At 44.9% G+C, this 26,330-nt stretch carries 27 protein-coding genes; 10 read left to right on the forward strand and 17 right to left on the reverse strand.

All coding sequences use genetic code 11. The features are described from left to right. Positions 1 to 16: 16 nt before the first annotated feature. The gene (locus tag J4N44_RS12990; protein WP_252044524.1) at positions 17 to 1,942 is read left to right on the forward strand and encodes a RecQ family ATP-dependent DNA helicase; all 1,926 of its coding nucleotides are present in this window, start codon (positions 17 to 19) and stop codon (positions 1,940 to 1,942) included. Here the strand turns inward: J4N44_RS12990 and dinB are convergent. Next, positions 1,939 to 3,003, reverse strand: a complete 1,065-nt coding sequence (gene dinB, locus J4N44_RS12995; RefSeq protein WP_503064192.1) for a DNA polymerase IV — start codon at positions 3,001 to 3,003, stop codon at positions 1,939 to 1,941. The two genes, J4N44_RS12990 and dinB, sit on opposite strands and share 4 nt — an antisense overlap. 177 nt (positions 3,004 to 3,180) lie before the next feature. Here dinB and J4N44_RS13000 point away from each other — a divergent pair, with 177 nt between their 5' ends. Continuing rightward, entirely contained in the window at positions 3,181 to 4,395 is a 1,215-nt protein-coding gene (locus J4N44_RS13000; RefSeq protein WP_252044526.1) for a diguanylate cyclase, read from the forward strand. A 105-nt stretch (positions 4,396 to 4,500) separates the two neighbouring features. On the opposite strand, the gene nqrM is transcribed toward J4N44_RS13000, so the two are convergent. From nqrM to bolA, 9 genes are all read right to left on the reverse strand, one after another. Continuing rightward, positions 4,501 to 4,734 (reverse strand): (Na+)-NQR maturation NqrM, encoded by a 234-nt coding sequence (gene nqrM, locus J4N44_RS13005; RefSeq protein WP_005436655.1) that lies wholly within the window; start codon positions 4,732 to 4,734, stop codon positions 4,501 to 4,503. Positions 4,735 to 4,756: 22 nt separating this feature from the next. Further along, positions 4,757 to 5,761 carry an FAD:protein FMN transferase gene (locus tag J4N44_RS13010; protein WP_017817737.1) on the reverse strand — a complete coding sequence of 335 codons (1,005 nt, stop codon included), beginning with the start codon at positions 5,759 to 5,761 and terminating at the stop codon, positions 4,757 to 4,759. A gap of 155 nt (positions 5,762 to 5,916) precedes the next feature. After that, positions 5,917 to 7,140 carry an NADH:ubiquinone reductase (Na(+)-transporting) subunit F gene (gene nqrF, locus J4N44_RS13015; protein WP_005450955.1) on the reverse strand — a complete coding sequence of 408 codons (1,224 nt, stop codon included), beginning with the start codon at positions 7,138 to 7,140 and terminating at the stop codon, positions 5,917 to 5,919. Between the two features lie 33 nt (positions 7,141 to 7,173). Further along, positions 7,174 to 7,770, reverse strand: a complete 597-nt coding sequence (gene nqrE, locus J4N44_RS13020) for an NADH:ubiquinone reductase (Na(+)-transporting) subunit E (protein ID WP_005436652.1) — start codon at positions 7,768 to 7,770, stop codon at positions 7,174 to 7,176. Between the two features lie 7 nt (positions 7,771 to 7,777). Next, positions 7,778 to 8,410, reverse strand: a complete 633-nt coding sequence (locus J4N44_RS13025; RefSeq protein ID WP_005450954.1) for an NADH:ubiquinone reductase (Na(+)-transporting) subunit D — start codon at positions 8,408 to 8,410, stop codon at positions 7,778 to 7,780. Next, complete coding sequence (locus tag J4N44_RS13030; protein ID WP_005450952.1) at positions 8,410 to 9,195, reverse strand: Na(+)-translocating NADH-quinone reductase subunit C; 786 nt, start codon at positions 9,193 to 9,195, stop codon at positions 8,410 to 8,412. The genes J4N44_RS13025 and J4N44_RS13030 overlap by 1 nt, the downstream gene beginning before the upstream one ends. After that, a complete protein-coding gene (locus J4N44_RS13035; protein ID WP_005427308.1) occupies positions 9,185 to 10,426 on the reverse strand; it encodes an NADH:ubiquinone reductase (Na(+)-transporting) subunit B in 1,242 nt (413 codons plus the stop codon). Before J4N44_RS13035 ends, J4N44_RS13030 begins: the two co-directional genes overlap by 11 nt. 3 nt (positions 10,427 to 10,429) lie before the next feature. Next, positions 10,430 to 11,770 (reverse strand): Na(+)-translocating NADH-quinone reductase subunit A, encoded by a 1,341-nt coding sequence (locus J4N44_RS13040; protein ID WP_005450950.1) that lies wholly within the window; start codon positions 11,768 to 11,770, stop codon positions 10,430 to 10,432. A 471-nt stretch (positions 11,771 to 12,241) separates the two neighbouring features. After that, positions 12,242 to 12,550 carry a transcriptional regulator BolA gene (bolA, locus tag J4N44_RS13045; protein WP_005436644.1) on the reverse strand — a complete coding sequence of 103 codons (309 nt, stop codon included), beginning with the start codon at positions 12,548 to 12,550 and terminating at the stop codon, positions 12,242 to 12,244. A gap of 205 nt (positions 12,551 to 12,755) precedes the next feature. On the opposite strand from bolA, the gene J4N44_RS13050 reads away from it, so the two are divergent. The 4 genes from J4N44_RS13050 to J4N44_RS13065 all read left to right on the forward strand — a co-directional run bounded on the left by J4N44_RS13050 (position 12,756) and on the right by J4N44_RS13065 (position 16,491). Further along, complete coding sequence (locus J4N44_RS13050; protein WP_029790424.1) at positions 12,756 to 13,913, forward strand: methyltransferase; 1,158 nt, start codon at positions 12,756 to 12,758, stop codon at positions 13,911 to 13,913. A 39-nt stretch (positions 13,914 to 13,952) separates the two neighbouring features. Then, a complete protein-coding gene (locus tag J4N44_RS13055; protein WP_005450947.1) occupies positions 13,953 to 14,522 on the forward strand; it encodes a YajG family lipoprotein in 570 nt (189 codons plus the stop codon). Next, a complete protein-coding gene (locus J4N44_RS13060; protein WP_005450945.1) occupies positions 14,522 to 15,067 on the forward strand; it encodes a peptidylprolyl isomerase in 546 nt (181 codons plus the stop codon). Before J4N44_RS13055 ends, J4N44_RS13060 begins: the two co-directional genes overlap by 1 nt. A 71-nt stretch (positions 15,068 to 15,138) precedes the next feature. After that, positions 15,139 to 16,491, forward strand: coding sequence for an AmpG family muropeptide MFS transporter (locus tag J4N44_RS13065; RefSeq protein WP_005450942.1), 1,353 nt, complete (start codon positions 15,139 to 15,141; stop codon positions 16,489 to 16,491). A gap of 58 nt (positions 16,492 to 16,549) precedes the next feature. Here the strand turns inward: J4N44_RS13065 and J4N44_RS13070 are convergent, their stop codons facing one another. Genes J4N44_RS13070 through J4N44_RS13085 form a run of 4 tightly spaced genes read right to left on the reverse strand, consistent with a single transcriptional unit; the run spans position 16,550 to position 19,769 of the window. Continuing rightward, positions 16,550 to 17,212, reverse strand: coding sequence for a ChrR family anti-sigma-E factor (locus J4N44_RS13070; RefSeq protein ID WP_005450940.1), 663 nt, complete (start codon positions 17,210 to 17,212; stop codon positions 16,550 to 16,552). Beyond that, positions 17,209 to 17,793 (reverse strand): RNA polymerase sigma factor, encoded by a 585-nt coding sequence (locus J4N44_RS13075; RefSeq protein ID WP_005450938.1) that lies wholly within the window; start codon positions 17,791 to 17,793, stop codon positions 17,209 to 17,211. Before J4N44_RS13075 ends, J4N44_RS13070 begins: the two co-directional genes overlap by 4 nt. A gap of 45 nt (positions 17,794 to 17,838) precedes the next feature. Beyond that, a complete protein-coding gene (locus tag J4N44_RS13080) occupies positions 17,839 to 19,176 on the reverse strand; it encodes a DUF4397 domain-containing protein (RefSeq protein ID WP_252044528.1) in 1,338 nt (445 codons plus the stop codon). Further along, on the reverse strand, positions 19,173 to 19,769 hold the full coding sequence (locus J4N44_RS13085) for an LON peptidase substrate-binding domain-containing protein (RefSeq protein ID WP_005450933.1): 597 nt from the start codon (positions 19,767 to 19,769) through the stop codon (positions 19,173 to 19,175). Before J4N44_RS13085 ends, J4N44_RS13080 begins: the two co-directional genes overlap by 4 nt. Before the next feature lie 323 nt (positions 19,770 to 20,092). Here J4N44_RS13085 and J4N44_RS13090 point away from each other — a divergent pair, with 323 nt between their 5' ends. The 4 genes from J4N44_RS13090 (at position 20,093) to csdA (ending at position 23,698) form a co-directional block, all read left to right on the forward strand. After that, positions 20,093 to 20,893 (forward strand): nucleoside-specific channel-forming Tsx family protein, encoded by an 801-nt coding sequence (locus tag J4N44_RS13090; protein ID WP_015297182.1) that lies wholly within the window; start codon positions 20,093 to 20,095, stop codon positions 20,891 to 20,893. 107 nt (positions 20,894 to 21,000) lie between these two features. Beyond that, positions 21,001 to 21,891 carry a 2-dehydropantoate 2-reductase gene (gene panE / locus J4N44_RS13095; RefSeq protein WP_009698666.1) on the forward strand — a complete coding sequence of 297 codons (891 nt, stop codon included), beginning with the start codon at positions 21,001 to 21,003 and terminating at the stop codon, positions 21,889 to 21,891. After that, a complete protein-coding gene (locus J4N44_RS13100) occupies positions 21,888 to 22,487 on the forward strand; it encodes a DJ-1 family glyoxalase III (protein WP_009703907.1) in 600 nt (199 codons plus the stop codon). The genes panE and J4N44_RS13100 overlap by 4 nt, the downstream gene beginning before the upstream one ends. Beyond that, positions 22,487 to 23,698 carry a cysteine desulfurase CsdA gene (gene csdA / locus J4N44_RS13105; RefSeq protein WP_252044529.1) on the forward strand — a complete coding sequence of 404 codons (1,212 nt, stop codon included), beginning with the start codon at positions 22,487 to 22,489 and terminating at the stop codon, positions 23,696 to 23,698. Before J4N44_RS13100 ends, csdA begins: the two co-directional genes overlap by 1 nt. Positions 23,699 to 23,799: 101 nt before the next feature. Here csdA and csdE read toward each other — a convergent pair whose 3' ends face one another. From csdE to mltA, 3 genes are all read right to left on the reverse strand, one after another. Continuing rightward, positions 23,800 to 24,228, reverse strand: a complete 429-nt coding sequence (gene csdE / locus J4N44_RS13110) for a cysteine desulfurase sulfur acceptor subunit CsdE (RefSeq protein WP_005450927.1) — start codon at positions 24,226 to 24,228, stop codon at positions 23,800 to 23,802. Positions 24,229 to 24,248: 20 nt separating this feature from the next. Beyond that, entirely contained in the window at positions 24,249 to 25,058 is an 810-nt protein-coding gene (tcdA, locus tag J4N44_RS13115) for a tRNA cyclic N6-threonylcarbamoyladenosine(37) synthase TcdA (protein WP_005427322.1), read from the reverse strand. A 102-nt stretch (positions 25,059 to 25,160) separates the two neighbouring features. Continuing rightward, complete coding sequence (gene mltA / locus J4N44_RS13120; RefSeq protein WP_005450926.1) at positions 25,161 to 26,267, reverse strand: murein transglycosylase A; 1,107 nt, start codon at positions 26,265 to 26,267, stop codon at positions 25,161 to 25,163. Positions 26,268 to 26,330: the final 63 nt, after the last annotated feature.

Genomic DNA, 26,330 nt, shown 5'->3' on the forward strand with positions numbered 1-26,330 from the left:
CCAAGGTTTCCCTATTATGCAAAGTGCCTCGCTTCAGCAAACGCTTCAATCTGTGTTCGGATTTGACTCATTAAGACCCGGTCAACAGCCGGTGATTGAAGCAGTGATGAACGGACACTCGGCAGCAGCCATCTTTCCGACTGGTTCGGGGAAATCACTTTGCTACCAACTTCCTGCAACCCAGTTACCACACCTAACACTGGTGATTTCACCACTTCTTGCTCTGATGAAAGATCAGCTCGGTTTCCTGCAAAGTAAAGGCATAGCTGCGGCATCTATCGACAGTAGCCAAAGCCGAGAAGAAGCGCAGCAAGTTATGGCCGGCGTGAAGAATGGGCAGATTAAGATTTTGATGATTTCGGTAGAGCGGCTCAAGAACGAACGTTTTCGTGAATTCATTCGTCAGATTCCGCTCTCTTTGATGGTTGTCGATGAAGCACACTGTATCTCGGAATGGGGTCATAACTTCCGTCCTGACTACCTTAAACTGCCACAATACCAACGTGAACTGAATATCCCTCAAACGCTCTTGCTAACCGCAACGGCAACGCCAGCGGTTATCGAGGACATGCAAAACAAGTTTAATATCGCTGGTGAGAACATTACGGTTACTGGCTTCTATCGTCCTAATCTCGATATTTCTGTGGTGCCTTGCGACGAAGAAAATAAGCAAACGCAACTGAATGACATCATTGCTACAACACCTAAACTACCGAGCATCGTGTATGTCACTCAGCAACAGACCGCTGAGCAAGTTGCCAGCTCTCTTATCCGTTTAGGCATCAATGCTCACGCTTATCATGCGGGTATGAAGAGCGACATTCGTGAGAAAATTCAACAACAGTTTATGGACTCGCAAATCGACTGCATTGTCGCAACAATCGCATTTGGGATGGGGGTAGATAAATCTGATATTCGCCGTGTTATTCACTTCGATTTACCAAAATCTATCGAAAACTACGCACAAGAAATTGGGCGCGCCGGACGTGATGGACAGCGTTCGGAGTGTATTCTTTTGGGCAATACCTCCGGCTTAACGGTATTAGAGAACTTTGTTTACGGTGACACGCCAGAGCCAAGCTCAATCAATTATGTACTGGAGCAAATTCGCGAGAACACTCCACAGTGGGAGGTGATGGCGTTGCGATTGTCTCGCGACAGCAACATTCGCCAACTTCCGCTAAAAACCTTATTAGTTTACCTAGAGCTAGCAAAAGTAATTGAAGCCAAATACAGTTATTTCGCAGAATATCGCTTCAAGTTTTTACAAGAACAAAGTTTCATCCTCAATCAGTTCCAAGGTGAGAGACGTCAGTTTGTTGAAGCCATTTTTGCTTGTTCAACCAAAGCCAAAGTATGGTGCCAAGTGGATTTAGAAGCATTATGGATGAACTATCAGTCTGAGCGCAGCCGTGTGGTTGCGGCGCTAGATTACTTCCACCAAAATGGCTGGATTGAATTAGAAAGCAAACAGCTTACAGATGTTTACTCGGTTCTCCCTGCCACTCAAAGCCAAGAAGCTATCTCTCAGCATTTAATTGAGTTGTTCCAATCCAAAGAACACAAGGACATTGAACGAATTCATACTATGTTGAGTCTGTTCCAATCGTCAGACTGTTTAAGTCACCAACTGGCGCAGTACTTTGCCGATCACGATGCTCCAACTCAATGTGGTCACTGTTCAGTGTGTCGTGGACAAGTCGCATCTTTTCCTCAACCACAACAAACACAACCTGAATTGGCACACCTATCCACTTGGGTTGATGAATTTGTCCAGCTTTCACCAACGGCGATTAGCAATACAGCTGTCGCACGCTTCTTATGTGGAATTAGCACACCAATTATCACGCAACTGAAAGCGAGCAAGTTACGCGGTTATGGGTCAATGGCAAATGTTTCTTTTGAACAAGTACTAAAGCAGGTTGAATTAGCGCGAGCTTAGAAGAAACTCAATTGACGCGCTTGTTGCTCAGGCTTGAGCATCACACTTAAGCCTAATAAGCGTATCTCTCGACCATTTTGGCGCTTGAGTATATCTCTTAACAGTTCTTTAAAGTCATCGAGCTCTAAATGAGGGTGGATGTGCTCAATTGTCGTGAGTTGAAAATCGGCAAATTTGAGTTTAATACCCTGTTTGATAATAGACTTATCTGGACTGGCTTTTTCCAAACGTTTCTCTAGTTCAGGGTAGAGCTTGTCTTCAATCACCTGCCAGCATTCATCGTAAGTCACAATGTTTTCGCTAAAGGTGCGCTCGACCCCAACCGACTTACGTTCACGCTCAACCACCACTTCACGATCGTCGATGCCATGACTACGTTTCCAAAGCGAAGCACCTTGGCGTCCAAATTGACGTAGCAGCTCACGATAGTCGCTGTTTTTGATATCCTCACATAGGTAAAAGCCCGCTTGATGTAGCTTCTCCAAGCTCACTTTACCAACTCCTGGAATCTTTTCTAACGGCAGTTTGTCTACGACTTCTTGAACCTTTTCTGGCGGAATAACAAATTGCCCATTGGGTTTATTCATGTCTGAAGCCACTTTGGCAAGAAACTTAATCGGTGCAATACCTGCCGATGCAGTAAGTCCAAGCTCATTCCAGATATCATTGCGGATCGATTCTGCGATTAAGGTTGCAGAACCCCGACAAGCAGTCGAGTCAGTCACATCAAGATACGCCTCATCAAGTGATAGTGGCTCGATAAGTGGCGTGTATCGCTCGAAAATGGTACGGATCTGTTGGGACACTTGTTTGTATACGTGCATTCGTCCCGGGACGACGAGCAAATGGGGGCAAAGTTGAAGCGCTCTGGCTGTTGGCATCGCACTGCGCACACCGAATTTACGCGCTTCATAGTTACAGGTGCTGATCACGCCGCGTTGTTTCTCATGACCGCCAACGGCAAGCGCAATACCACGATAACTGGGGTTGTCACGCATCTCGACCGCTGCATAAAAGCAATCCATATCAACGTGAATTATTTTTCTGACTCGCTCAATCACGTTCCGCACACAAATAAATACTGTTTAAAAAAACAGTATAGCTGTAAATACACGTATTGGAAATAGTGTTATCTGGAGTCAGGTAGCAACAATTTTTCATGGCATTAAAGTGACATTTCATTATTATTGACTTCTATAACACTAAAGTTGATTTATATACGAAAGTAGGGAAACTTTTTGAGTAATAAAATACTGGTCGTCGAAGACAGTCGCGCCTTTAATAACTACTTACAACAAATCTTAAATCAGGCGGGTTATGAAGTACTTGCTGCCGAAAGCTATGCGGAAGCACAATCTATTTTAACGTCTCAGCCTGAGCTTCTCTGTGCAGTTTTAGATTACTGCTTACCGGATGCGCAGGACGGTGAGATCATCGATTTAGTCCTTTCTCACCAACAAAAAGTCATCGTGCTTACGGCGATGTTACAAGATGATGCTCGTGAAAAGATGCTGGCAAAAGGCGTACTCGATTACATCTTAAAAGACAGCATGGCCTCCGTTTCTTACCTTCTTCCTCTGATTAAACGCCTGACCAACAACCAGCAACACAAATGTCTGGTTGTTGATGACTCAATGACGGTTCGCCGCCATGTCGTACAATTACTTGAGCATCAATACATCCAGACATTGCAAGCCGAGAATGGTCAACAAGCAATCGAAGTTATTGAACAAAATCCAGATATTACCTTGGTTCTGACCGACCATGATATGCCAATCAAAGATGGCATCACTATGATCCGAGAGCTTCGCCAAAAGCTCGATAAAAACCAATTGGCGATCCTTGGGATCTCTGGAAGTGATGACCACTCAATGACAGCGCGCTTTCTAAAAGCGGGAGCAAACGACTTTCTGTACAAGCCTTTTAATCAAGAAGAGTTCTTTTGTCGGGTCCATCAAATCTTGGATATGAAAGAAGCCACAACAGATTTATTTAGAATGGCGAACCAAGATTCACTCACTGGCTTATGGAACCGTCGCTTTTTATTTGGGCAAACATGTGACAACGATGAGCAACGCAATATTGCTATGCTAGATATCGATTTCTTTAAGAAAGTGAATGATAACTATGGTCATGATGGTGGCGATGCTGCACTTGTTATGGTCGCCAATATATTAAAAATCTATTTTCCTGATGATGTGATTGCACGATTCGGGGGCGAAGAGTTTTGCATCCAAGCCTACGGCAGCTACGACGACTTTGTGACACGTTTAGAGCAAATGCGTCAACGCGTAGAGAAAACTCCGATTCCTTATCAAGATGACCAGATTCAAGTAACCATCAGCGTCGGTGTTTCAAACATCAAGGGCAATTTAGATCAGCAAATTAAAATCGCGGATGACCGTTTGTATCAAGCGAAAGGAAACGGGCGGAATCAAACCGTATCTCAGTAGACGGCACTTAATGTCACCAACCTAATTCAATATTCAAACGGAAACCAAAGCCGAAAAAACAAAACCCAGCCATTGGCTGGGTTTTATCATTTTTATTATCGCATATTAAGCAATGCGATCTTTTTCCCATGCAGCAAGCTTCTCTGCGCGGGCTGCTTCACGTGCTTCGCGCTTCTTACGTGCATCACATGGTTCTGGGCAGTTACATACTTTCTCAATACCAACCGCACCTAGACCGCCACAGCTGCCTTTCACGACCTTCTTTTGGAAGATGTAACCAACTGCCATCGCTGCAATTACCGCAACAAAGACAGCAAAAGTAATTAGAAATGTACTCATAAGGACATGCTCACTTCTGTTGTTATTTCTTCATGAACGGCTTGTATGCTTCCGAAGCCAGCTCTTTAAAACCATCATCCGTTTTCACAATCATGAAAACAGGAATATTATTCTCATTTGCGATTTCCATGCCTTTGTCTTCACCTAGCACCATAAGACCAGTTGCAAGACCATCAGCTGTCATCGACGATTTATCCAGTACCGTTACAGACACCACCTTATGATGGATTGGTTTGCCCGTATGCGGGTTAATGATATGAGAGTATCGCACACCATTGCTCTCAAAGTAATTACGATAGTCACCGCTTGTTGCAATTGCCATGTCACCTGGTTCAATAATCTCTTGAATTGAACGCTCATCAACGGTTGGTTTTTCAATCGCAATACGCCATGGCACACCTTCACGGTTTATGCCTTTCAAACGCATTTCACCGCCAACTTCCACCATGTAGTTATGAATGCCTTCTGATTGCAGGTAATCTGCCACAACATCCACACCCCAACCTTTGGCAATCGTCGATAAGTCAACGTACAAGTTTGGAATATCTTTCGACAGCTTGTTACCTTCAACAGAAAGGTGATGGATACCAGTATTCGCTTTACGAGCTGCTAGCTCTTCATCTGTTGGAACCACATCTGGGCGCGCTTCTGGACCAAAGCCCCATAGGTTCACTAGTGGACCTACGGTTACGTCTAATGCACCTAGAGTAAGACCGTTCAAGCGAATCGCTTCTTTCACTACCGTTGCTGTTTGTGGCGATACTTCAAATGGCTCGCTAGTTTTATGTTGATTAAAACGGCTAAGCTCTGAATCTTCACGGTAAGTCGACATTTGATCGTTCACTTCTTCTAGCAATCGATCGATTTCAGTCTGAAGCGCTTCTGGTGAAGGTAAACCATCTTGCTCGATGTATTTAATGTTGTAAGTAGTCCCCATCGTTGGACCACTTAAATGAATTTGATCCGCAGGCTGCTCACAGCCAGCCAAAACCAATAGAGAAGCGAATGCAACAAGCCATTTTTTCACTTGTTTACTCCTATTATCGTTAAATTGATATGGAAAATGGGTTCTCTTGAGATAAACCGATTTCCTATATCAACTGTTGAATATCATTTTGTTTGTTACAAAAAATAATGGCTAGCCCTTATAGAGCTAGCCATAGATTCAATCACTTGGGAGGATTAACCACCGAAGTCATCTAGAAGGATGTTCTCATCCTCTACACCTAGATCTTTTAGCATACCGATTACAGCAGCGTTCATCATAGGTGGACCACACATGTAGTATTCACAGTCTTCTGGCGCTTCATGATCACGTAGGTAGTTCTCGTAAAGAACATTGTGAATGAAGCCAGTGTAACCATCCCAGTTATCTTCTGGCATAGGGTCAGACAGTGCACAGTGCCATACGAAGTTATCGTTCTCAGCCGCTAGGCCATCGAAGTCTTCTACGTAGAACATTTCGCGCTTAGAACGTGCACCGTACCAGAATGACATCTTACGCTTAGAGTGCAGACGTTTTAGCTGGTCGAAGATATGAGAACGCATTGGAGCCATACCTGCACCACCACCAACGAATACCATTTCAGCATCAGTGTCTTTCGCGAAGAACTCACCGAATGGACCTGAAATCGTACACTTGTCGCCTTCTTTTAGAGACCAGATGAACGATGACATGATACCAGGTGGTACATCAGGATTATTAGGCGGCGGCGTAGCGATACGCACGTTCAGCATAATAATACCTTCTTCTTCTGGGTAGTTAGCCATTGAGTAAGCACGGATCGTATCTTCGTTTACCTTAGACTCGTAACGGAACAAGTTAAATTTGTCCCAATCTTCACGGTACTCTTCAGGTACATCGAAGTCAGCGTACTTAACGTGGTGAGCTGGTGCTTCAATCTGGATGTAACCACCAGCACGGAAAGGTACTGATTCGCCATCTGGAATTTGTAGCTTAAGCTCTTTGATGAATGTCGCTTTGTTATCGTTAGAGATAACTGTACATTCCCACTTCTTAACGCCGAAGATCTCTTCAGGAAGCTCGATGTCCATGTCAGTTTTCATTGCAACCTGACACGCTAGACGCTCACCTTCACGTGCTTCACCTTTAGTAATATGGTCAAGCTCGGTAGGTAGGATGTCACCACCACCTGATTTAACTTTTACGCGACACTGACCACAAGAGCCACCGCCACCACAAGCAGAAGATACGAATACGCCAGCACCAGCTAACGCAGATAGTAGCTTACCACCTGGTTGTGTAACGATCGCCAGTGAAGGGTCATCGTTCACAGAAATTGTAATGTCACCTGTTGGTACAAGCTTAGACTTAGCGAAAAGAATCACTAGTACTAGCGCAAGTACGATCAGAGTAAACATCACTACACCAAGAATAATGTCCATTGACTATTCCTTAATTGTTGCGGTTTACCCGACTTACAGTTGAACACCAGAGAAAGACATAAAGCCTAACGCCATAAGACCTACAGTGATAAACGTGATGCCTAGACCACGTAGACCTGGAGGTACATCTGAGTACTTCATCTTCTCACGGATACCTGCAAGAGCGACGATCGCTAGCATCCAGCCCACACCAGAACCGAAACCGTAAACAACAGATTCAGCAAAGTTGTAGTCACGTTGTACCATGAAAGATACACCACCGAAGATCGCACAGTTTACTGTGATCAGCGGTAGGAAGATGCCTAGCGCGTTGTACAAAGGTGGGAAGAAACGGTCAAGAACCATCTCTAAGATCTGTACAAGTGCTGCGATTACACCGATGAAGGTGATGAAGTTTAGGAAGCTAAGGTCTACGCCCTCAACTAACGCGTTCTCTTTCAGAACTAGGTTGTAAACTAGGTTGTTCACAGGAACCGCGATAGTTAGTACTACCACTACTGCAACACCTAGACCGAAAGAGGTCTTAACTTTCTTAGATACGGCAAGGAAAGTACACATACCTAGGAAGAAAGACAGTGCCATGTTTTCGATGAAAATCGATTTAACTAGCAGACTGATGTAATGTTCCATGACGCCCTTACTCCTTCGCTTCTACTTGTTCTGGTTTCAGAATACGGATTACCCAGATTAGGAAGCCGATTAGGAAGAATGCAGATGGTGCTAGTAGCATCAGACCGTTTGGCTGGTACCAACCACCGTTGCTCACTAGAGGTAGAACTTCCATGCCGAATAGCTTGCCTGAACCGAATAGTTCACGGAAGAAACCTACAGTGATAAGAACGAAGCCGTAACCTAGACCGTTACCGATACCATCAATTAACGATGGGATTGGCGCAGATTTCATTGCGAATGCTTCAGCACGACCCATTACGATACAGTTCGTGATGATAAGACCTACGAATACAGATAGCTGTTTAGAGATATCGTATAGGTAAGCTTTAAGCACTTGGTCTACCACGATTACTAGCGATGCGATGATTGCCATCTGAACGATGATACGCACACTGTTAGGAATGTGGTTACGGATCAGAGAAACAGAGAAGTTAGACAATGCAGTTACGAAAGTTACCGCTAGTGTCATTACAAATGCTGTTTCTAGTTTAGTTGTTACTGCAAGAGCAGAACATACACCAAGAACCTGCAGCGCGATCGGGTTGTTGTCCAACACCGGCGCCATAATGCTCTTTTTAATGTTTTGTGCGCTAGACATTAGTTCAGACCTCCGTCACGAACTTTTGCTAGGAAAGGACCAAAGCCCATGTCACCTAACCAGAAGTCAAATGTACCTTGAACACCGTTACCAGTTAGTGTCGCACCAGATAGGCCATCAACGCCGTGTTCAGAACCTTCTGGAGCACCACCTTTAACAATCTTGATTGCTGGTTTGTGGTTCTCGTCGAATAGTTTCTTACCAACGAATTGAGCACGCCATGCTGGGTTTTCTACTTCACCACCAAGTCCAGGAGTTTCACCTTGCTCGTAGTAAGTAATACCAGACACAGTGTTACCGTCAGTTTCAACCGCAACGAATGCGTACATCATAGACCATAGACCGTTACCGTGAACTGGAATGATAACTTTAGAAATGTCATCACCACTTTTCACTAGGTAAACGATACCTGTGTTAGCACGACGTAGGATCTTAGCTTTGTCTTCATCAGCCGTTAGCTTGATAGACTCAGCAGGATCTTTAGCTGCTTTACGTTGGTCGTAGTTAGCTGCTGTAGAGCCGTCTTCAGCTTTCTCTACAAAATCACCAGTTTTGAAGTCAACTAGACGAGGTTCGATGTACTCAGCAAATAGCTCAGGAACTTTCTTACCTTCAGCGTCGATACCCGCAACTTCGATGATCTTAGATTGCTTATCTAGTACAGCGTTAGCTTTTTGCTGGTCACGCAGACCCACTGCTGCTGTTGATACGATGATTGAACAAACAAGGCTCAACCCGACAACAACACCCAGCGTCTTTTTAATGCTGTCGTTATTACTTGCCATAGCGTGCTAGTCTCCGCTTGATGTTCTTCTCGATAACTACATGGTCGAACAGAGGTGCGAACAGGTTCGCGAATAGAATCGCCAGCATCATACCCTCTGGGTAAGCCGGGTTAACTACACGGATCATCACACACATTGCACCGATTAGGATGCCGTACCACCATTTACCACCGTTAGTAAATGAAGCTGATACTGGGTCAGTTGCCATGAAGAACATACCGAATGCAAAACCACCTAGAACTAGGTGCCAGTGCCATGGCATGTTGAACATTGGGTTGGTGTCAGAACCGATCACGTTGAATAGTGTCGATACTGCGATCATACCGATCATTACACCTGCGATGATGCGCCATGAAGCGATTCGCATGTAAACGATCATCGCTGCACCGATCATTAGAGCAAGCGTTGATACTTCACCAATTGAGCCTGGGATGTTACCGATGAATGCATCCATCCAAGTGATAGGAGCGCCAGTGATGTTGTTGATCAATGCGCCGCTACCGCCGTGAGCCCATTGGCTAAGAGCAGTTGCACCAGAGAAGCCGTCAGCCGCAGTCCATACTACGTCACCCGAGATTTGCGCTGGGTAAGCGAAGAATAGGAAAGCACGACCTGCAAGAGCAGGGTTCAGGAAGTTACGACCTGTACCACCGAAGATCTCTTTAGCAACAACAACACCAAATGTGATACCTAGTGCCGCTTGCCATAAAGGTAGCGTTGGTGGAACGATAAGTGCGAACAGGATAGAAGTTACAAAGAAACCTTCGTTAACTTCGTGCTTACGCACCATACAGAAAAGCACTTCCCAGAAACCACCAACAATAAATACTGTTGCGTAGATTGGTAGGAAGTAAGTCGCACCTAGTAGCATCTTACTGCCAACGCCAGCTTCCGCACCGATGGTGCCACCAAGCATTTCTGTTAGCCAGTAGTGCCAGTTACCTGCGATAACTGTCGCTAGTTGGTCACCAGCGTACATGTGGTTAAGTGCTGCGATAGCTTGGCCACCCGCATTGTACATACCCCAGAACATTGCTGGGAATACTGCGAACCAAACCATGATCATGATACGTTTTAAGTCAACGCTATCACGAACGTGCGAGCTACGTTTTGTTACTAGACCTGGCGTGTAGAATAGTGTTGCTGCTGCTTCGTACAGTGCAAACCACTTTTCGTGCTTACCGCCTGGTTCAAAATGATGCTCGATATCCTCAATGAATTTCTTAAGCATGGATTACCCTTCCTTCACGATGGTATCTAGGCATTCACGAAGTAACAGACCGTACTCGTATTTACCAGGACATACAAAGGTACACAATGCTAGATCTTCTTCATCCAGTTCAAGCGCACCAAGTGCTTGAGCACTATCAGTATCGCCTGCACATAGATCACGAAGTAGCAGTGTCGGTTCCATATCAAGCGGCATTACGCGCTCGTAGTTGCCGATTGGAACCATTGCACGGTCACTACCGTTAGTCGTTGTTGTCATGTTGAACAACTGACCTTTGAAGATGTGACCAAGGAAAGATTTCGTGATTGAGAACTTGTTTTTACCAGGTACAGCCCAGCCAAACAGTTCTTTGTCACGACCTTCGCGTAACACAGAAACTTGTTGGTGGTAACGACCTAGGTAGGCATGTGGACCAGACGCTTGAGTACCAGAAAGTACCGAGCCTGAAATCACACGAACTTCACCAGGCATCAACTCGCTGTCAGTTAGGTCTTCAAGAGAAGCACCAACAACTGTACGAAGAAGACGTGGGTTGTTCACAACAGGACCAGCTAGAGACACAACACGATCAGTGTAAAGCTCACCCGTTAGGAAAAGCTGACCGAACGCGATAACGTCTTGGTAGTTGATGCTCCATGCCACATTTTCTGCATTCACTGGGTATAGGAAATGCATGTGGGTGCCAGCAAGACCTGCTGGGTGAGGACCATCGAAGACGTGTTCTTCTACGTTTGACTGAGAAGAGCGTGGCAAGCTAGTGCCAGACTTACATACGTAAACCTTGCCTTCTGTCAGGGCTGAAAGAATGTCTAGACCGGCAACGAATGCTTCTTGTTGTTCATTGATGATCAACTCAGGCTGTGCTGCTAGTGGATTAGTATCCATTGCAGTTACGAAAATAGCCTTAGTAGCAGACTCGATTGCTGGAACCTTGCTAAACGGACGAGTACGTAAAGCGGTCCAAAGACCAGATTCAACCAATTGAGTCTTGATCACTTCGCGATCTAGACCTGCTAGTTGAGCTGCTTCGAACTTATCAAATGTAACCTGCTCTTCGCCTGCTACTTCAATCACTACTGATTGAAGTACACGCTTAGCGCCACGGTTAATTTCGATCACTTTACCGGCTGCTGGAGCAGTGAACTTCACGCCAGGGTTCTTTTTGTCTTCAAAAAGAACTTGCGCTTTTTTCACTTCATCGCCAACGCGGACATGCATGGTAGGACGCATGCCAACGTACTCTTCGCCAAGCAAGGCGACTTTTTTGATGGTCTTACCATCATTAATCACCTGGGATGGAGCTCCTGCGATAGGAAGATCCAAGCCCTTCTTTATTGTAATCATACGCACTTGCACTACTTTTATCGGGAAAAAGATTCTTTTGATTGCGTAACTTTTAGACACGACATCAGTGTCCGGTTTTGATGTTGTTTAAAACATCAAAATCGCAACATCCTATTAATTATCTCGTCACAAATATTAGGCGAGATTTATCAGGTGCCGTAGTCTAGCATTTTTTAGGAACTTGATGCCATGACCAATCTTAGGAAAGGAGGGTTTATTTCGGTAGAACAAGGTCTAAAAGGTTAAAGAATAGTCATAAGTTTGACCGAACGCACAAATGCCAATTCCCATATATTTGATATGGAATAAAAACATTCATGCTTTGAAACATGCATTAATTTTCATTCATTTGTTGAAACACTGTTAACACTTTTTATAACCTTTATTTGTGCCACATTTTTGTCCCGAAAAGATGTAAAACAAAAAAAGATGGCCGAAACCATCTTTTTAAATCAGTGTTTTAATCGCGCTCTAGCGACCGCCACCCATACACATAGGACTATCTGGTGCCCCATCTTGTTCAAGCTTCCACTCTTCGTTGGTGTAAGTGTGGATCGCTAATGCATGAATGTGATTATCGAGCTCATCAGCCAATACAGTATGTACCTGACGGTGACGTCCAATAAGGCGCTGACCCGCAAATGCATCACTCACCACAATCACTTTGAAGTGACTTTCAGAACCCGGCGGAACGTTATGCATATAGCTCTCATTGATCACTTTCAAATAATTAGGTTGCAGCTCACTGTGCAGTTTCTTTTCTATGATTTCTTGGATCATATTCAGTCCTCATTGATGCCAATTCGGTAAGTATATACTCTAGTTTACTAAATGAAATCAACGAAACGCCCCGCTGCGAGTTCTTCAACGCCAGGTAGTTCGCTAAAAGCCTGTGAAAATCAGTAAATTTGACAGCTTTTTGTATCTTGAATCTTCATCATTTGCGACAATAATCACTAATTTCCGAATCTACTTACGTTTAGTTATGAAAACCGAATTGAATCTTCATGATCGTAGCCTGACCCTACATCGTTTCCCAATGCGCTCTAATGAGACTCTTCAAGCATGGGACGCAGGTGATGAATACCTCATCAATCACGTGGAAGAACTTGCACTGCCTGACAATCAAAATATCGTGGTTATTAACGATAACTTTGGTGCGTTGGCTTGCTGGTTTTCAGACAAACACAATGTCACTTTAGTCAGTGATTCTTTTATCTCCCACAAGGGAGCACAACAAAACCTAGAGCAAAATGGTGGCAACAAGGTCGCATTTCTCACCACCATGGATGAGATTCCTGCGAATGCAGACTTGGTTTTGTTACAGCTACCTAAAAGCAACCGACATCTTGTTTGGCTGTTGAGTCAATTGCGTAAAACGTTGCCCGCGACCTGCCCTATTATTGCGGTCAATAAAGCGAAAGAGATCCATACTTCGACACTGAAATTATTCGAAAAATACTTAGGCGAGACAAAAACCTCTCTAGCATGGAAAAAACACCGTCTAGTCTTCTCACACGCAAATGCGCAACCTGTTATGGAAGTAGACCCAATGACAGTATGGGGAGTTGACGGCGAAAACATCGAACTCAAAAACCTGCCAAATGTTTACTCTGGTGAAAGCCTGGATTTAGGGGCACGCTTTATGCTTCAACACCTCCCTCAAGATTCGGAGCTAAAACACGTCATCGATCTTGGTTGTGGTAATGGTGTTCTATCCGTAAAGATGGGGCAATTGAATCCCCAAGCACGCCTGACTTGTGTCGATGAGAGCTTTATGGCTGTCGAGTCTGCGAAACAAAACTTATTGGCGAATTTAGGAGAAGAGCGTGATATTCAGTGCATTGCCAACAACTGTTTGGATGGATTTAAATCAAGCAGTACTTGTATGGTGATGTGTAACCCGCCTTTCCACCAGCAGCAAGCGATTACTGATCACATTGCATGGCAAATGTTCTGCGATGCCAAACAAATACTGAACCAAGATGGCAAACTATTGGTCATAGGAAACCGTCACCTTGGTTACGATGCGAAGCTAAAACGTCTATTTGGCGACAAAAATGTGAAATTAGTCGCTTCTAACAATAAGTTCGTGATTTTACAGGCAACGAAAAATCCTGCTAAATTAGGCGCAAAGCAATAAAGTCCTGACTTTAGCAAAATGTTTAAAAGGAATAATAAGATGAAAAAACTGGTACTCGCGGCTTCGGTTGCTTTGCTTGCTGCATGTTCAGCGCCACAACAACCTCAACTGAATCTGATGCCTGAAACGACATTAAGCACAAACCCTATCGTACAAGGTAAGAGCTATAGCCTAACCAGTAAAGATGTACGCGCAGCACAATACGTTGCACTTGTTGACAACGGTCGTTCAAACATTTTGCCTCTTCATGCAAAGCAAAACCTACGCATTTCTCTTGAAGAAGCGCTAGAGAAGCAGTTCTCTTCTCAGGGCTTCCACTCTGATCTAAACAGCGACAATTCGATTGAGCTGCAAGTTCAAGAAGCGTTGGTGAACGTGAAGCATTCAGTGATGGAAAATCAAATGGATGCAAAAGTGGTACTAGAGATCACGGCGGAAACTCCGCAAGGCAAGCTTGTTAAGACCTATACTGGTACAGCTAAACGTTCGGGAACATTAAGCGCTTCAGATTCAGATATTGAGCAAACATTAAATGATGTTGTTGCTTTAACATTGAAAGAAATCGCGAATGACCCTGAGCTTCGTCAATACATGCAGGAGCGATTCTAATGCTACGCAAAGTTATTCTTTCTCTCGCGCTATTGAGCTGCAGTGTTTTCGCCGGTCCGAAAGTTGCGTTTGAAACAACACTGGGTAACTTCACCGTTGAGTTAAATGAGGAAAAAGCGCCAATTACTGTCGCTAATTTCCTTAAATATGTCGAAGACGGTAGCTACGAGGGCACCATTTTCCATCGAGTGATCCCTGGCTTTATGGCACAAGGCGGCGGCTTCAACCAAGATATGCAAATGGTGAAGACATACGCTCCAATTAAAAACGAAGGTAACAATGGTTTAAACAATGACCGTGCTACTATCGCGATGGCTCGTACCAACGCCCCAGACTCTGCTACTCGCCAGTTTTTCATTAACCTAGTAGATAACGACTTCTTGAACTATGGCGCTCGCCCACCGGGTTACGCTGTGTTTGGCGAAGTCACTGAAGGCTTTGACGTCATTCAAAAGATGGCACAACAGCCAACCAAATCTGTCGGTCGCATGCGCGATGTCCCTGATACGCAAATCGTCATCACCAAAGCAACACTGCTCAAATAGCCAAACTCATAAGCCCTTTGAATATTCGAAGGGCTTTCTCTTTTAGTGGCTCAATTTTAACGGATTGATTTATGTCTTCATTGCCTTCCATCACTTGGTTGGAAACGGTAAAAAGTTACCTTGATAAACGCCTGCTTTGGGTTTTCATGTTGGGTTGCTCCAGTGGCTTCCCATGGGTACTTATTGGTTCAAATATGTCGGGTTGGCTGAAAGATGCAGGTCTCACTCTGTCTGCTATTGGCTACTTCGGCAGTGTATTTGCGGTGTACGCAATCAACTTTATGTGGGCTCCTTTGGTCGATCGCGTCAAGCTGCCTGTATTACATCGCTTGCTAGGGCAGCGTCGTAGCTGGATCTTTCTATGCCAAAGTGTCGTGCTGGTCGCGACTCTATTTATTGCAGGTGTAAACCCAGCGGAAAACCTAGTTTTCACCTCACTGCTCGCACTGTGTATTGCCACCGCGTCAGCAACACAAGACATTGCGATTGATGCATTCCGTATTGATAGCTTTCCAAAATCAGAAGATTCGAAATTACCGCAAGCCTCCGCAATGGCAGTAATTGGTTGGTGGACTGGCTACTCTTTACCTGGTTATTTGGCATTCATCAATGCAGACAGTGTCGGTTGGAATGGCGTGTATTACGGCATGGCGTTTATTGTCATCATTTTGATGCTCTTCACTTTGCTGGTAGGTGAACCGAAAACACAGCGTGAACAACTTCAATCGGAAGCAGAGCAGCGCCATAAAGAAGTAGTTGGTTCTAAATTAGTCGCTTGGTTTACCGTTACCGTTGTAGAACCTTTCTTAGATTTCTTCAATCGAAATGGTGTTCGTGTTGCCATCACGCTTTTATTGTTTGTTTTCCTATTCAAGATTGGGGAAGCATTCTTAGGTCGTATGTCCATCGCTTTCTATAAAGAGATAGGTTTTAGCAACGAGCAAATCGGTTACTACTCGAAACTCATTGGCTGGGGTGCGACCATGTTGTTCACCTTTGTCGGCAGTATGTTCAACGTTAAGTTTGGTATTGTACGTGGCTTGATGATTGGTGGTATTGCAATGGCAGCAAGCAACCTGATGTTTGCTTGGATCGCGAAAGTCGGACCAAATGAACACTTGTTCTTGGCGACGATCATTGTTGATAACTTCACGACGGCATTCTCGACAGTGGCGTTTGTATCATTCTTGACGATATTGACCGGTCAAGCTTTCTCAGCGACTCAATACGCATTGTTGGCGTCGCTAGGTAACTTTGGGCGAACAACATTGGCGTCATTCAGTGGCGAACTGGTCGATTATCTGAATGATTGGACCACATTCTTCGTTATTACTGCCGTAATGGTTGTGCCAAGCTTGATCATGCTCTATTCATTGCGACACTACTTTACTGAGTTGCTGGAAAAGGCAAAACAAAGAAATTAAAGAAAAGATGATGAAGAAAGCCACCGAGATAAGGTGGCTTTTTGTTTGAGTTCCTAGCTTATGGATACATGCCTTTACCAAACAGATTGAAGATTCTCGCGACACCCTGTGTGAATATCATTGGCTCGGTCAGTACCGTCAAACATAAGCAGTCTTCACCGGGCTTAGTAAAAGGGCTATGTTTTACTGACGCATCTCTTACCAGCATATCTCCCACTTCGTAGTGACCATCTTCATCACTGAATCCACCATGGAGTACAAGTGTCGATTCTTGTCCTTTGTGCGTGTGCTGCGGAATACGAACATCTTCACTTATATACATAAGGTTAACGCGCGCATCTTCCCCTAAATCCAATTGAGCGCTATACACTTTTCCACCGTAACTCTTCCACTCCCCCACTAAATCTGAAAAGCGACTGAGCGTTTTCGGAAGCTTGAAATCTTTACCCGCAACCGCCACCTTCGCTACATCTTTAATAATAATGCTATCTGGTTTGGGTTCTGCCGTAATAATGTCGTTAAACATACTGTCAAACTCTGCATCGTATTCTGGTGAAATGTCATCAACGACAACATTCGCCTGTGCAGCTTCTAACTGATTTACATACGCTCGGCATTTGGAACAGTTTTCTAGATGTGTGGCAACCACCAGACCAGAAACTGCATCAATACTTCCGGAAGCGTAAGCTTCTAACAAGTTGTTATCTGGATGTTTGTTCATAATTGCTCCGTATGCATTGAATGCCTCAACTTCTCTACCGCGAGTCTCAATCGTGATTTCACGGTCCCCAAAGGTATGTCAAACAACTCAGCGACTTGTTGGTGTGGCAACTCTTCGAGGTATACTGCCTGCAAAACGTCCCTTTGATTCTTCGGCAGGATGTCTAAAAACTTCACCACCTGATCTTTGAGCATGTCTTGCTCTGGCGAATAATGGTCCACCAAATCAGGCGGGTAATAATCTGATGGCCAAATGTCGTCAGAATGGATGTGTAGGTCCTTACCCTTTTGCTTTCTTAGTAAATCAAAACAAAGGTTACGGATAATGGTGTAAATCCATGTCGACAAAGCACTCTTGGTACCGTCGTATAAATGAGCCTTTTGCCATACCGTTGCCATGGTTTCTTGCACCATCTCCATCGCAACTTGCTCGTTACCGACATGTTTGTAGGCGAACTGCTTAAGTTTTGGTGCATAGAAACGAAATACGAAAGCAAAAGCGTCTTTATCACGCGCTTTCACTTTATTCATGTATTCATTCCATTCGCTTCGCCCCAATTTTTGTGGGCTTTCACTCATCATAATCAGCCTTAATTGTTGGGAGGAGTCGCCCCCTCCCATCCTATGTTACTTGGTAATGTCACCAACAAGCAGACCAAAACCACCATTGTCATCAATTGCAATCGCCTGATATACCATGCCATTTTCTAGTGTAGGCAAAGGCGCAGGACCAATGACCGGAGTTTTATCACCTGGCGCTGTTACGGTTACAAAGTAATCGCCAGCAGTGACGTAAACATTTTGAGCACTATCTTTATACGCAAAGTTAGCTAATGCTGGATCACTTTGAGAAATATCTTGCGACGGTGTTAGATAAACATCCACACTTGCGGCTGCTGGATTTGCTGCTGCGTGAGTGACATTCAGTACCGCGCTTGTCGCAATCGATCTTCTGTTATCCGATACCACAAGAGGCTCTACCGCAAGTGGTACCGCAGTACCCACAGCGTAAACACTGTAAGACATGCCACTATCCAAAGTTACATCAGCATCGATAATAGGGTCAGTTAGCCCCGCATCAACTGTTGCATTGTAGGTACCTGCATCAACCGAAAGGTAATTAGAGATATCTTTAAACATCACGTCGTTAAGTACGACATTGCCATCCAGCGCGACGTCCACATTTGGTGCACCATCGACAAGATGCCCTACTCTCAACTCAGATTTGCTGCCTGTATTTAAAATAATAGACGACCCCATACCATCTAGCACTAGTAGCTTGACTGGTGAGCCCGAGATCGTGCCGCCGGTTTTAATGGCAGCAATGGTCAAATCTGCGTTTGCAGGGAGCGGTATGGTACCGGAGTCAAAAGCAACGTTACCACCTGCAACAAGACGAACTTGGTAATCACCTGCAGCAATATTGAGGACGTCTGTCGAGTCTTTATACCCAAGAGTGGTAATAGGCGAAGAAGAAGCAAGGTCTGCACCCGAGGCTGTTACATACAGGTCAACATCACCTACACCAGCAGCCGCATGCACAACTTGTACATCCAAACTGTTTTCATCAGCCATCGACATTGCGCTTCTTGTCACGATCAATGGCTCCACTGGATTAGCCGACCCCATTGCAGCATCACCAACAACAAATGCGGTGTATTTAAGGTCTGAGTCTAAATCCAACGACGTCTTATCAACCACGGTTGCAACTTCACCACCTGGCAGTTGTACGTCAACTTGTACCGAGTTTGTACCCTCGCGCAGTTTTACGTAACCTGAACCCACACCGTAATCCACCCCGGTTAACGCTGCTTGGTCGTTAATCCAAACATTCGCTAAAGGGGCATCTGCCGACGCGTGTACCGCTTGTAAATTCGAATATTCAATCGAGTCGCTGTCTGAACCACACGCAACAATCCCTAGCACAGCAACCAAAGTTACTGCGGTTTTAGTTAGTCCTTTCATATCCTAGTCTCTCTTTTCGGTGGGGCGTCTATGGCTTGATTGAGAAATTCCAATGCTGGCAGACAATCTTTTGCACCAACCAGCTTCTCAAACAACGCGCTGTCGAGCGGCAATAATTCAAGCCAACGTTGGGTGACCCACGAAGCATCATCATAAAAACGATGCTGGTAGAGCCTGCCCACCTGAGGAAACTGTTCATATATATGATCGAGCTGCTTGCTCAAATAAAGAAAGTTGGGAGTGGGCGTTGGTTCGCACCAATTTTCAATCCACTCAACCTCAGCATGACGAAGACCATCTGAATCTGCTCGTACGCGCGTGACAGTAAAACGCTTTTCACCAACAACGGTGATACCAAGAAGCCCATCACTCAATGTTTCGAAATCAACGATGGTGACCAAAGTACCAATAGACGACACATTCCCTACTGCTTTTGGATCCTCTCCACTACCAACAAGGCAAACGCCGAACCCGACATTTTGAACGCTGCATTCTTTCACCATGCGTTGATACCGTGGCTCAAAAATGCGCAAATTCATTTTTCCTTCTGGCAGTACAACCGAGGTTAAAGGGAATAACATGACTTCTTTCATTAAATCGTCCTCTTTGATTCCCAAACTCATACGAACGGTGTATTGGAGAGATCACTAACGATTTATGTTGGTTAATCGACTGGCTTAAAAAGTCATAAAAACGTTTACGCAAACGACATGCGTCACATATTTATTGCAAAACGATGCAACAAACAAAAAGTTCCGTGAAATAAACTTATTTCGTGACGAGCCTCACTAAAAACCTTCATTTTTGCATCCTTTATCACTTTCATTTGGGATTTTTATCGCTATTATTCCCGCCAATTGGAAAGCGCAGCAAAGATTGCGTGTTCTGAATCATTACAAACATAGAGAGTCCCCTTATGCGTAAATCACTTTTAGCTCTTAGCCTTCTAGCGGCTACTTCAGCTCCTGTAATGGCTGCTGACTACTCAGACGGCGACATCCACAAGAACGATTACAAGTGGATGCAATTCAACCTAATGGGTGCATTTGACGAACTTCCAGGTGAGTCTTCACACGACTACCTAGAAATGGAATTTGGCGGTCGCTCTGGTATCTTCGACCTATACGGTTACGTTGACGTATTCAACCTAGCGTCAGACAAAGGCAGCGACAAAGTTGGCGATCCTAAGATCTTCATGAAGTTTGCTCCACGTATGTCTATCGACGGTCTAACTGGTAAAGACTTGTCTTTCGGTCCAGTTCAAGAACTTTACGTTGCAACACTATTTGAGTGGGATGGTACTGATTACAAAACTAACCCATTCTCAGTAAACAACCAAAAAGTTGGTATCGGTTCTGACGTAATGGTTCCATGGTTTGGTAAAGTAGGTGTTAACCTATACGGTACTTACCAAGGTAACCAAAAAGATTGGAACGGTTTCCAAATCTCGACTAACTGGTTCAAACCATTCTACTTCTTCGAGAACGGTTCTTTCATTTCTTACCAAGGTTACATCGATTACCAATTTGGTATGAAAGAGAAATACTCAAGTGCTAGCAACGGTGGCGCAATGTTCAACGGTATCTACTGGCACTCTGACCGCTTCGCAGTGGGTTACGGTCTAAAAGGCTACAAAGACGTTTACGGTATCAAAGACTCTGACGCACTTAAGTCAACTGGCTTTGGTCACTACGTAGCTGTAACTTACAAGTTCTAATAGAACCCATAAGTTCCCCAAAAATGGCGCCTTCTGGCGCCATTTTTATTTGCTTTCCTTTTTTCCCTCATTATCCTTGCAGCAAACCTTTTTAATGAGAGCGTTTGGTGAATATTCTTATCCTTGGACCTGGAGCCGTTGGCTCACTCTGGGCGACCAAATTCCAACTTGCCGGACACAACGTCTCCTTGTGGGGAAGAACCTCAGATAGTAAGCAACTGCTTCAACTTGATGACTCTCCTGCAATTAATTTTGCTAATCAACACCTTCCTTCTGTACAAGCCGCAGACCTGATTGTTGTGACAGTAAAAGCATGGCAAGTGGACGAAGCGATAACCCCTCTTTTGCCGTATATCAACACTGATACCATTGTAATGCTGATGCACAATGGCATGGGAACAGCACCACTTTTGGAAACAAAGCTCACTGATAACCCTATCGTGATTGCAACCACCACACACGGTGCCTATAAACCAAGCAAAGCACAGGTTCTTCATACTGGTCATGGTCACACCCAATTAGGTGGTTTTAATACCAAAGGCAATCAATGCGAATTTCTCGCGCAAGTGATGAACCACGCTTTACCAGAAGTCAGTTGGAACCCAAACATCAATGCTGCGCTGTGGACCAAGCTTGCGATCAATTGTGCAATCAACCCCCTGACAGCCATCCATCAATGCAAAAATGGTGATCTTGCTGCTCCTGAGTTTGCAGTGACATTAAAAAGCATCACTTATGAGTTGGTAGCAGTCATGAACAAAGAAGAGATAAAGATCGATTTTGACTCTTTACATGCCACAATTATGCAGGTGGTTAACGCTACAGCTGCAAACTACTCTTCTATGAGACAAGATGTCCTTCACCAACGTCGTACCGAGATAGACTTTATTACTGGTTATTTGCTGCAAGCTGCCGAAAAACACCAAATTAGTACGCCAGAGAACGCAAAACTCTATCAACACATCAAACAGATTGAACAAAGCTGGACAGAACAATGAACAAAAAGATCTTAGTACCTATCGCTCCGGGCACAGAGGAAATGGAAGCGGTAACCGTTATCGATATGATGGTTCGTGCTGGCTATGACGTGACGGTAGCAAGCGCAGACTTCGATGGTGCTCTTATAATGAAAGCCTCTCGCGGTGTAACACTGACAGCGGATTGTAAATTGGTTGATATTGCTGACGATGAGTTTGATGCAATTGTTCTGTCTGGTGGTGTTGGCGGCGCAGAAACCTTCCGTGATAGCACCATCATGATTGAGATTCTGAAACAGCATATGTACGAAGGAAAACTGGTTGCCGCGATTTGTGCAGCGCCAGCTTTGGTTTTGCAACATCACAACCTTTACCCTGAAGCCCTGATGACATGTCATCCAAGCTTCCAATCTCATATTCCTGAAGACAAATGGCGAGCTAAACGTGTCACCATGGATGTGAATCACAACCTACTGACAAGTCAGGGACCAGGAACTGCACTTGAGTTCGCGATGGAAATCATTATCAAACTTTCCGGTAAAGAACATGGATGGATGGTTGCTGAGCCGTTAGTCACTATCCCAACACTGCATTATCACGAACTCGGTGACGAATAATGTTTGACGTAAACGCTGTACGCGAACAGTTCCCAGCCCTAAATCAAGACGTCAACCAATCGCCTTTGGTTTACCTTGATAGCGCAGCAACAACACAAAAGCCACAGTGCGTGATCGATGTGATTAGCCGTTACTACAGTGCACAAAATGCTAACGTGCACCGTGGCAGTCACAGCTTAACAGCCAACGCGACCAGTCAATTTGAAGCGGCTCGTGAAACCGTTGCGAAGTTCATAGGGACAAGCAGTTCAAAAGAAATCATTTGGACTAGAGGCGCAACCGAAGCACTAAACCTAATCGCACAAACTTATGCTCGCAGCACACTCCAAGCAGGTGATGAAATCCTGATCAGTGAAATGGAACACCACGCGAACATCGTGCCTTGGCAAATTGTCGCGGAACAAACGGGCGCGAAAATCGTTAAAGTTCCGATGACCTCCGATTGCCAATTCGATATCAATGCGTTTGAAACACTATTGTCGGAGCGCTGTAAAATCGTGGCGTGTGCACAAATCACCAATGTCACTGGCTCTCGTCAACCTATCGAGAAAATCATCGCAACGGCACATGCAGCAGGTGCGGTTGTTGTTGTTGATGGTGCTCAAGGTATCGTTCATGAACCGTTGAACTTGGCAGAGCTTGATGTTGATTTTTATGTCTTCTCCGGTCACAAACTGTATGCCCCCGCTGGGATTGGCGTACTGTATGGCAAACTTGAACTTTTAGAAGCAATGCCTCCATGGCATGGCGGCGGCAAAATGGTCGAAAGAGTCTCGTTTGAGAAAACCACCTTCTCTGCCTTGCCGGGTAAGTTTGAGGCAGGCACACCAAACGTCGCCGGCGCGATTGCTCTAGCGAAAGCCATCGATTGGTACCAAAGCTTCGACCAAGCCGCAGTAGAGGCACATCTGCATTCTCTGCAGGACAAAGCTTACCAAGCACTAAGCCAGTTGGACGACATTCAAATCCTCGGTTACCAACCGAGCGCTTCAGTACTTACCTTTGTGATGGATGGCGTTCACCACCAAGACATTGCCACGCTGCTTGATCAACAAGGTATCGCTGTTCGTGCCGGGCATCACTGTGCGCACCCTCTGATGGATGCGCTCAACGTTAAAGGCACGGTGCGCGTTTCTTTTGGTATCTACAATACGTTAGAAGATGTTGAAAAGCTGATTGCAGCAGTCGAGAAAGCGGTCGATATGCTTTAACAATCAAGATACCAATCTAGATACATAGAAAAAGGGTTGAAACCACTTGGCTTCAACCCTTTTCTTTGTTTTGTTCTTTGCGCGATTTTAACTAACGCCAACTACTGAGCCTGTGTTTTGATCTGCTCAACAATCGCTTTCAAACCATTACCACGCGATGGGCTTAGGTGAGCAATTAAACCGAGTTTTTCGAAGTAAGCATCAATATCAAACGCTTGAATTTGCTCTGCCGTTTTACCGTCGTACGCCGCCATCACCAAGGCAATCAAACCACGTACAATACGCGCATCAGAATCAGCACAGAAGTGCCATACACCGTCTTGCTCTTTGCTCACCAGCCATACTAGGCTTTCACAGCCAGATACCGTAACTTGCTCTGATTTAAGCTCTTCAGGCATTTGAGGCAACTTTTTACCCCATTGAATTACCTGACGGTAACGGTCTTCCCAACCTTTAAATTGCTGCATGGTTGCAGCGATGTCTTCACTGGTAATGTCAGTGCCAAACGGCGAAACAGGAAAATCAGTCATGATGCGCTCTCTTCTCTGAATTACTTCTTATGCTTTTGGATCAGCTTTTCAACGATACGAGATACCGCAACAAAACCAAACGTTGCTGTTACAACCGTCGCTGCGCCAAAACCACTCGCACAGTCCATACGTTTTGGACCTTCTGCTGTCGATTTCACGCCGCATACTGAACCATCGGCTTGTGGGTACTTCAATTGCTCGGTAGAGAACACACAATCGATACCAAACTTACGTGCTGGATTTTTCGGGAAGTTATGATGACGACGCAATGTGTCTTTGATCTTCTTAGCCAGTGGATCTTGGATTGTCTTGGTCAGATCTGCCACCATGATTTGGGTTGGATCGATTTGACCACCAGCACCGCCGGTTGTGATCACTTTAATCTTGTTACTACGGCAGTAAGCCAATAGCGACGCTTTTGCTTTTACGCTATCGATCGCATCCAACACGTAATCGAACTCTTTGCTCAAGTACTCGTGCTGGTTATCTGGCGTGATGAAATCGTCAATCAGATTGACCTTACACTCAGGGTTAATCAGCTTAACACGCTCTGCCATTACTTCAATTTTGCTTTGACCAACCGTGCCAGTCATCGCATGAATTTGACGGTTAATGTTAGTCACACACACGTCATCCATATCGATAAGCGTCAACTCACCAATACCAGTACGTGCCAGCGCTTCTACCGCCCATGAACCAACACCGCCAATACCAATCACACACACGTGTGCAGCACGAAGAATTTCTACTTCGCTGTTGCCGTAGAGACGACGAGTGCCACCAAAACGTTGGTTGTAGCTGTCAGATGCCGGAGTATCGAGTTCACGCATATTGAAGTTCCAGATGATCGATAGAAAAACAAAGAGTGCGATTTATACGCACTCTTTGAGGAAATGTCTAGATGATGAGAGGTGATTCCTCTCACTAGGCGCTTATTGTAACTTCTCTGGTGGTAAAGCCCAAGGCGCTTGCGTTGGTGTGTTTTCCAAACCCAACTTCCATACTCGACCAAAGTGCTTGTAATGACCCGCTTCGGTACCTGCACGTGGCCCCATACCATGGTACAAGTCGAGATGGTTTTGTTTTACCGCTCCGCCAGTGTCCAGCACAATAAGAAGGCGGAGTTGGTGCGCACCACTCCATGTACCGTCTTTATTAAGTAACGGTACTTCTGCCAAAATTGGCGTACCCATAGGAAGAATCGAGCGATCGCCCGCCACCGATGCCATTGGTAATAGAGGGATACCTGCAGAACCCGTTACCGGCGCATCCGCTTGTGGCGCGAAGAAGACATAAGACGGATTTTGCTCAAGCAACTCACGAACCGTTGCTTCATCGTTTGCCATTACCCATTCTTTGATTGCTTTTAATGACATCTTTTCACGTGGTACTTCTCCACGTTCAATCAAAATTCGACCAATGCTCACATAGGCTTTGTTGTTCTTGCCTGCATAAGCAAAATATTCCAACGTGTCATCATCTTCAAAATGAACAAAACCGCTGCCCTGCACTTCCATCATAAATGGGTCGATCATATTTGGCGCGTAACCCAACTCAAGCCCTTGCCCTTCTAGTGCGCCATTGTAGATTTCGGCACGAGTCGGACAATCTGAACTACACGTCGGCTTGCCATACACTGGGTATTTAAACTTTTCATTTGGCTCATGGCGTAATTCCATCACCGGAGAGAAATATCCAGTGAACAACACGTTGCCCTTTTTATCCCCACCACCAAGTTGCGCAGCCTGAATGCCATATGCACTCAAAGCTGTCGTATCGCCACTTTGCAATGCCCACTCGCTCAATTTTTCATACAACGGTTGGTACATTTTTGCCATTGAAGGAGAGTTAATCACCACCTGCTCTGCTTGCTTATTGAATTCAGTAAAGTCTTGCGGTTTGTTTGATTCCACCACATCCGTTTTATTTAGGATGTTTGGAAACTCGCCATCTAAATATTGTTGAGCGCGATCGTTTTGATCGGCAGCACAACCAAATAGCAAAGCTAAAGAGACGATAGGAAGGAGTTTTTTAAGCACGTGTTTTTTCCATAAAAGAAGATAGCAAAAGGATGGCAAACAAATGCACACGACGCAATTGAA

The organism is Vibrio sp. SCSIO 43155, from assembly GCF_023716605.1.
Classification (GTDB): domain Bacteria; phylum Pseudomonadota; class Gammaproteobacteria; order Enterobacterales; family Vibrionaceae; genus Vibrio; species Vibrio harveyi.

Excerpts from the sequence above, each read along its gene's own strand:
- J4N44_RS13100 (WP_009703907.1), top strand. The coding sequence starts at position 21,888 with ATGAACAAAAAGATCTTAGTACCTATCGCTCCGGGCACAGAGGAAATG.
- J4N44_RS13055 (WP_005450947.1), top strand. The coding sequence starts at position 13,953 with ATGAAAAAACTGGTACTCGCGGCTTCGGTTGCTTTGCTTGCTGCATGT.
- nqrF (WP_005450955.1), bottom strand. The coding sequence starts at position 7,140 with ATGGACATTATTCTTGGTGTAGTGATGTTTACTCTGATCGTACTTGCG.
- nqrE (WP_005436652.1), bottom strand. The coding sequence starts at position 7,770 with ATGGAACATTACATCAGTCTGCTAGTTAAATCGATTTTCATCGAAAAC.
- nqrM (WP_005436655.1), bottom strand. The coding sequence starts at position 4,734 with ATGAGTACATTTCTAATTACTTTTGCTGTCTTTGTTGCGGTAATTGCA.
- J4N44_RS13035 (WP_005427308.1), bottom strand. The coding sequence starts at position 10,426 with ATGCTTAAGAAATTCATTGAGGATATCGAGCATCATTTTGAACCAGGC.
- tcdA (WP_005427322.1), bottom strand. The coding sequence starts at position 25,058 with ATGCGTGAACTCGATACTCCGGCATCTGACAGCTACAACCAACGTTTT.
- csdE (WP_005450927.1), bottom strand. The coding sequence starts at position 24,228 with ATGACTGATTTTCCTGTTTCGCCGTTTGGCACTGACATTACCAGTGAA.
- J4N44_RS13060 (WP_005450945.1), top strand. The coding sequence starts at position 14,522 with ATGCTACGCAAAGTTATTCTTTCTCTCGCGCTATTGAGCTGCAGTGTT.
- csdA (WP_252044529.1), top strand. The coding sequence starts at position 22,487 with ATGTTTGACGTAAACGCTGTACGCGAACAGTTCCCAGCCCTAAATCAA.
- J4N44_RS13070 (WP_005450940.1), bottom strand. The coding sequence starts at position 17,212 with ATGAACAAACATCCAGATAACAACTTGTTAGAAGCTTACGCTTCCGGA.
- J4N44_RS12990 (WP_252044524.1), top strand. The coding sequence starts at position 17 with ATGCAAAGTGCCTCGCTTCAGCAAACGCTTCAATCTGTGTTCGGATTT.
- J4N44_RS13090 (WP_015297182.1), top strand. The coding sequence starts at position 20,093 with ATGCGTAAATCACTTTTAGCTCTTAGCCTTCTAGCGGCTACTTCAGCT.
- J4N44_RS13075 (WP_005450938.1), bottom strand. The coding sequence starts at position 17,793 with ATGATGAGTGAAAGCCCACAAAAATTGGGGCGAAGCGAATGGAATGAA.
- J4N44_RS13085 (WP_005450933.1), bottom strand. The coding sequence starts at position 19,769 with ATGAAAGAAGTCATGTTATTCCCTTTAACCTCGGTTGTACTGCCAGAA.
- bolA (WP_005436644.1), bottom strand. The coding sequence starts at position 12,550 with ATGATCCAAGAAATCATAGAAAAGAAACTGCACAGTGAGCTGCAACCT.
- J4N44_RS13050 (WP_029790424.1), top strand. The coding sequence starts at position 12,756 with ATGAAAACCGAATTGAATCTTCATGATCGTAGCCTGACCCTACATCGT.
- J4N44_RS13065 (WP_005450942.1), top strand. The coding sequence starts at position 15,139 with ATGTCTTCATTGCCTTCCATCACTTGGTTGGAAACGGTAAAAAGTTAC.
- J4N44_RS13030 (WP_005450952.1), bottom strand. The coding sequence starts at position 9,195 with ATGGCAAGTAATAACGACAGCATTAAAAAGACGCTGGGTGTTGTTGTC.
- J4N44_RS13040 (WP_005450950.1), bottom strand. The coding sequence starts at position 11,770 with ATGATTACAATAAAGAAGGGCTTGGATCTTCCTATCGCAGGAGCTCCA.
- J4N44_RS13080 (WP_252044528.1), bottom strand. The coding sequence starts at position 19,176 with ATGAAAGGACTAACTAAAACCGCAGTAACTTTGGTTGCTGTGCTAGGG.
- J4N44_RS13025 (WP_005450954.1), bottom strand. The coding sequence starts at position 8,410 with ATGTCTAGCGCACAAAACATTAAAAAGAGCATTATGGCGCCGGTGTTG.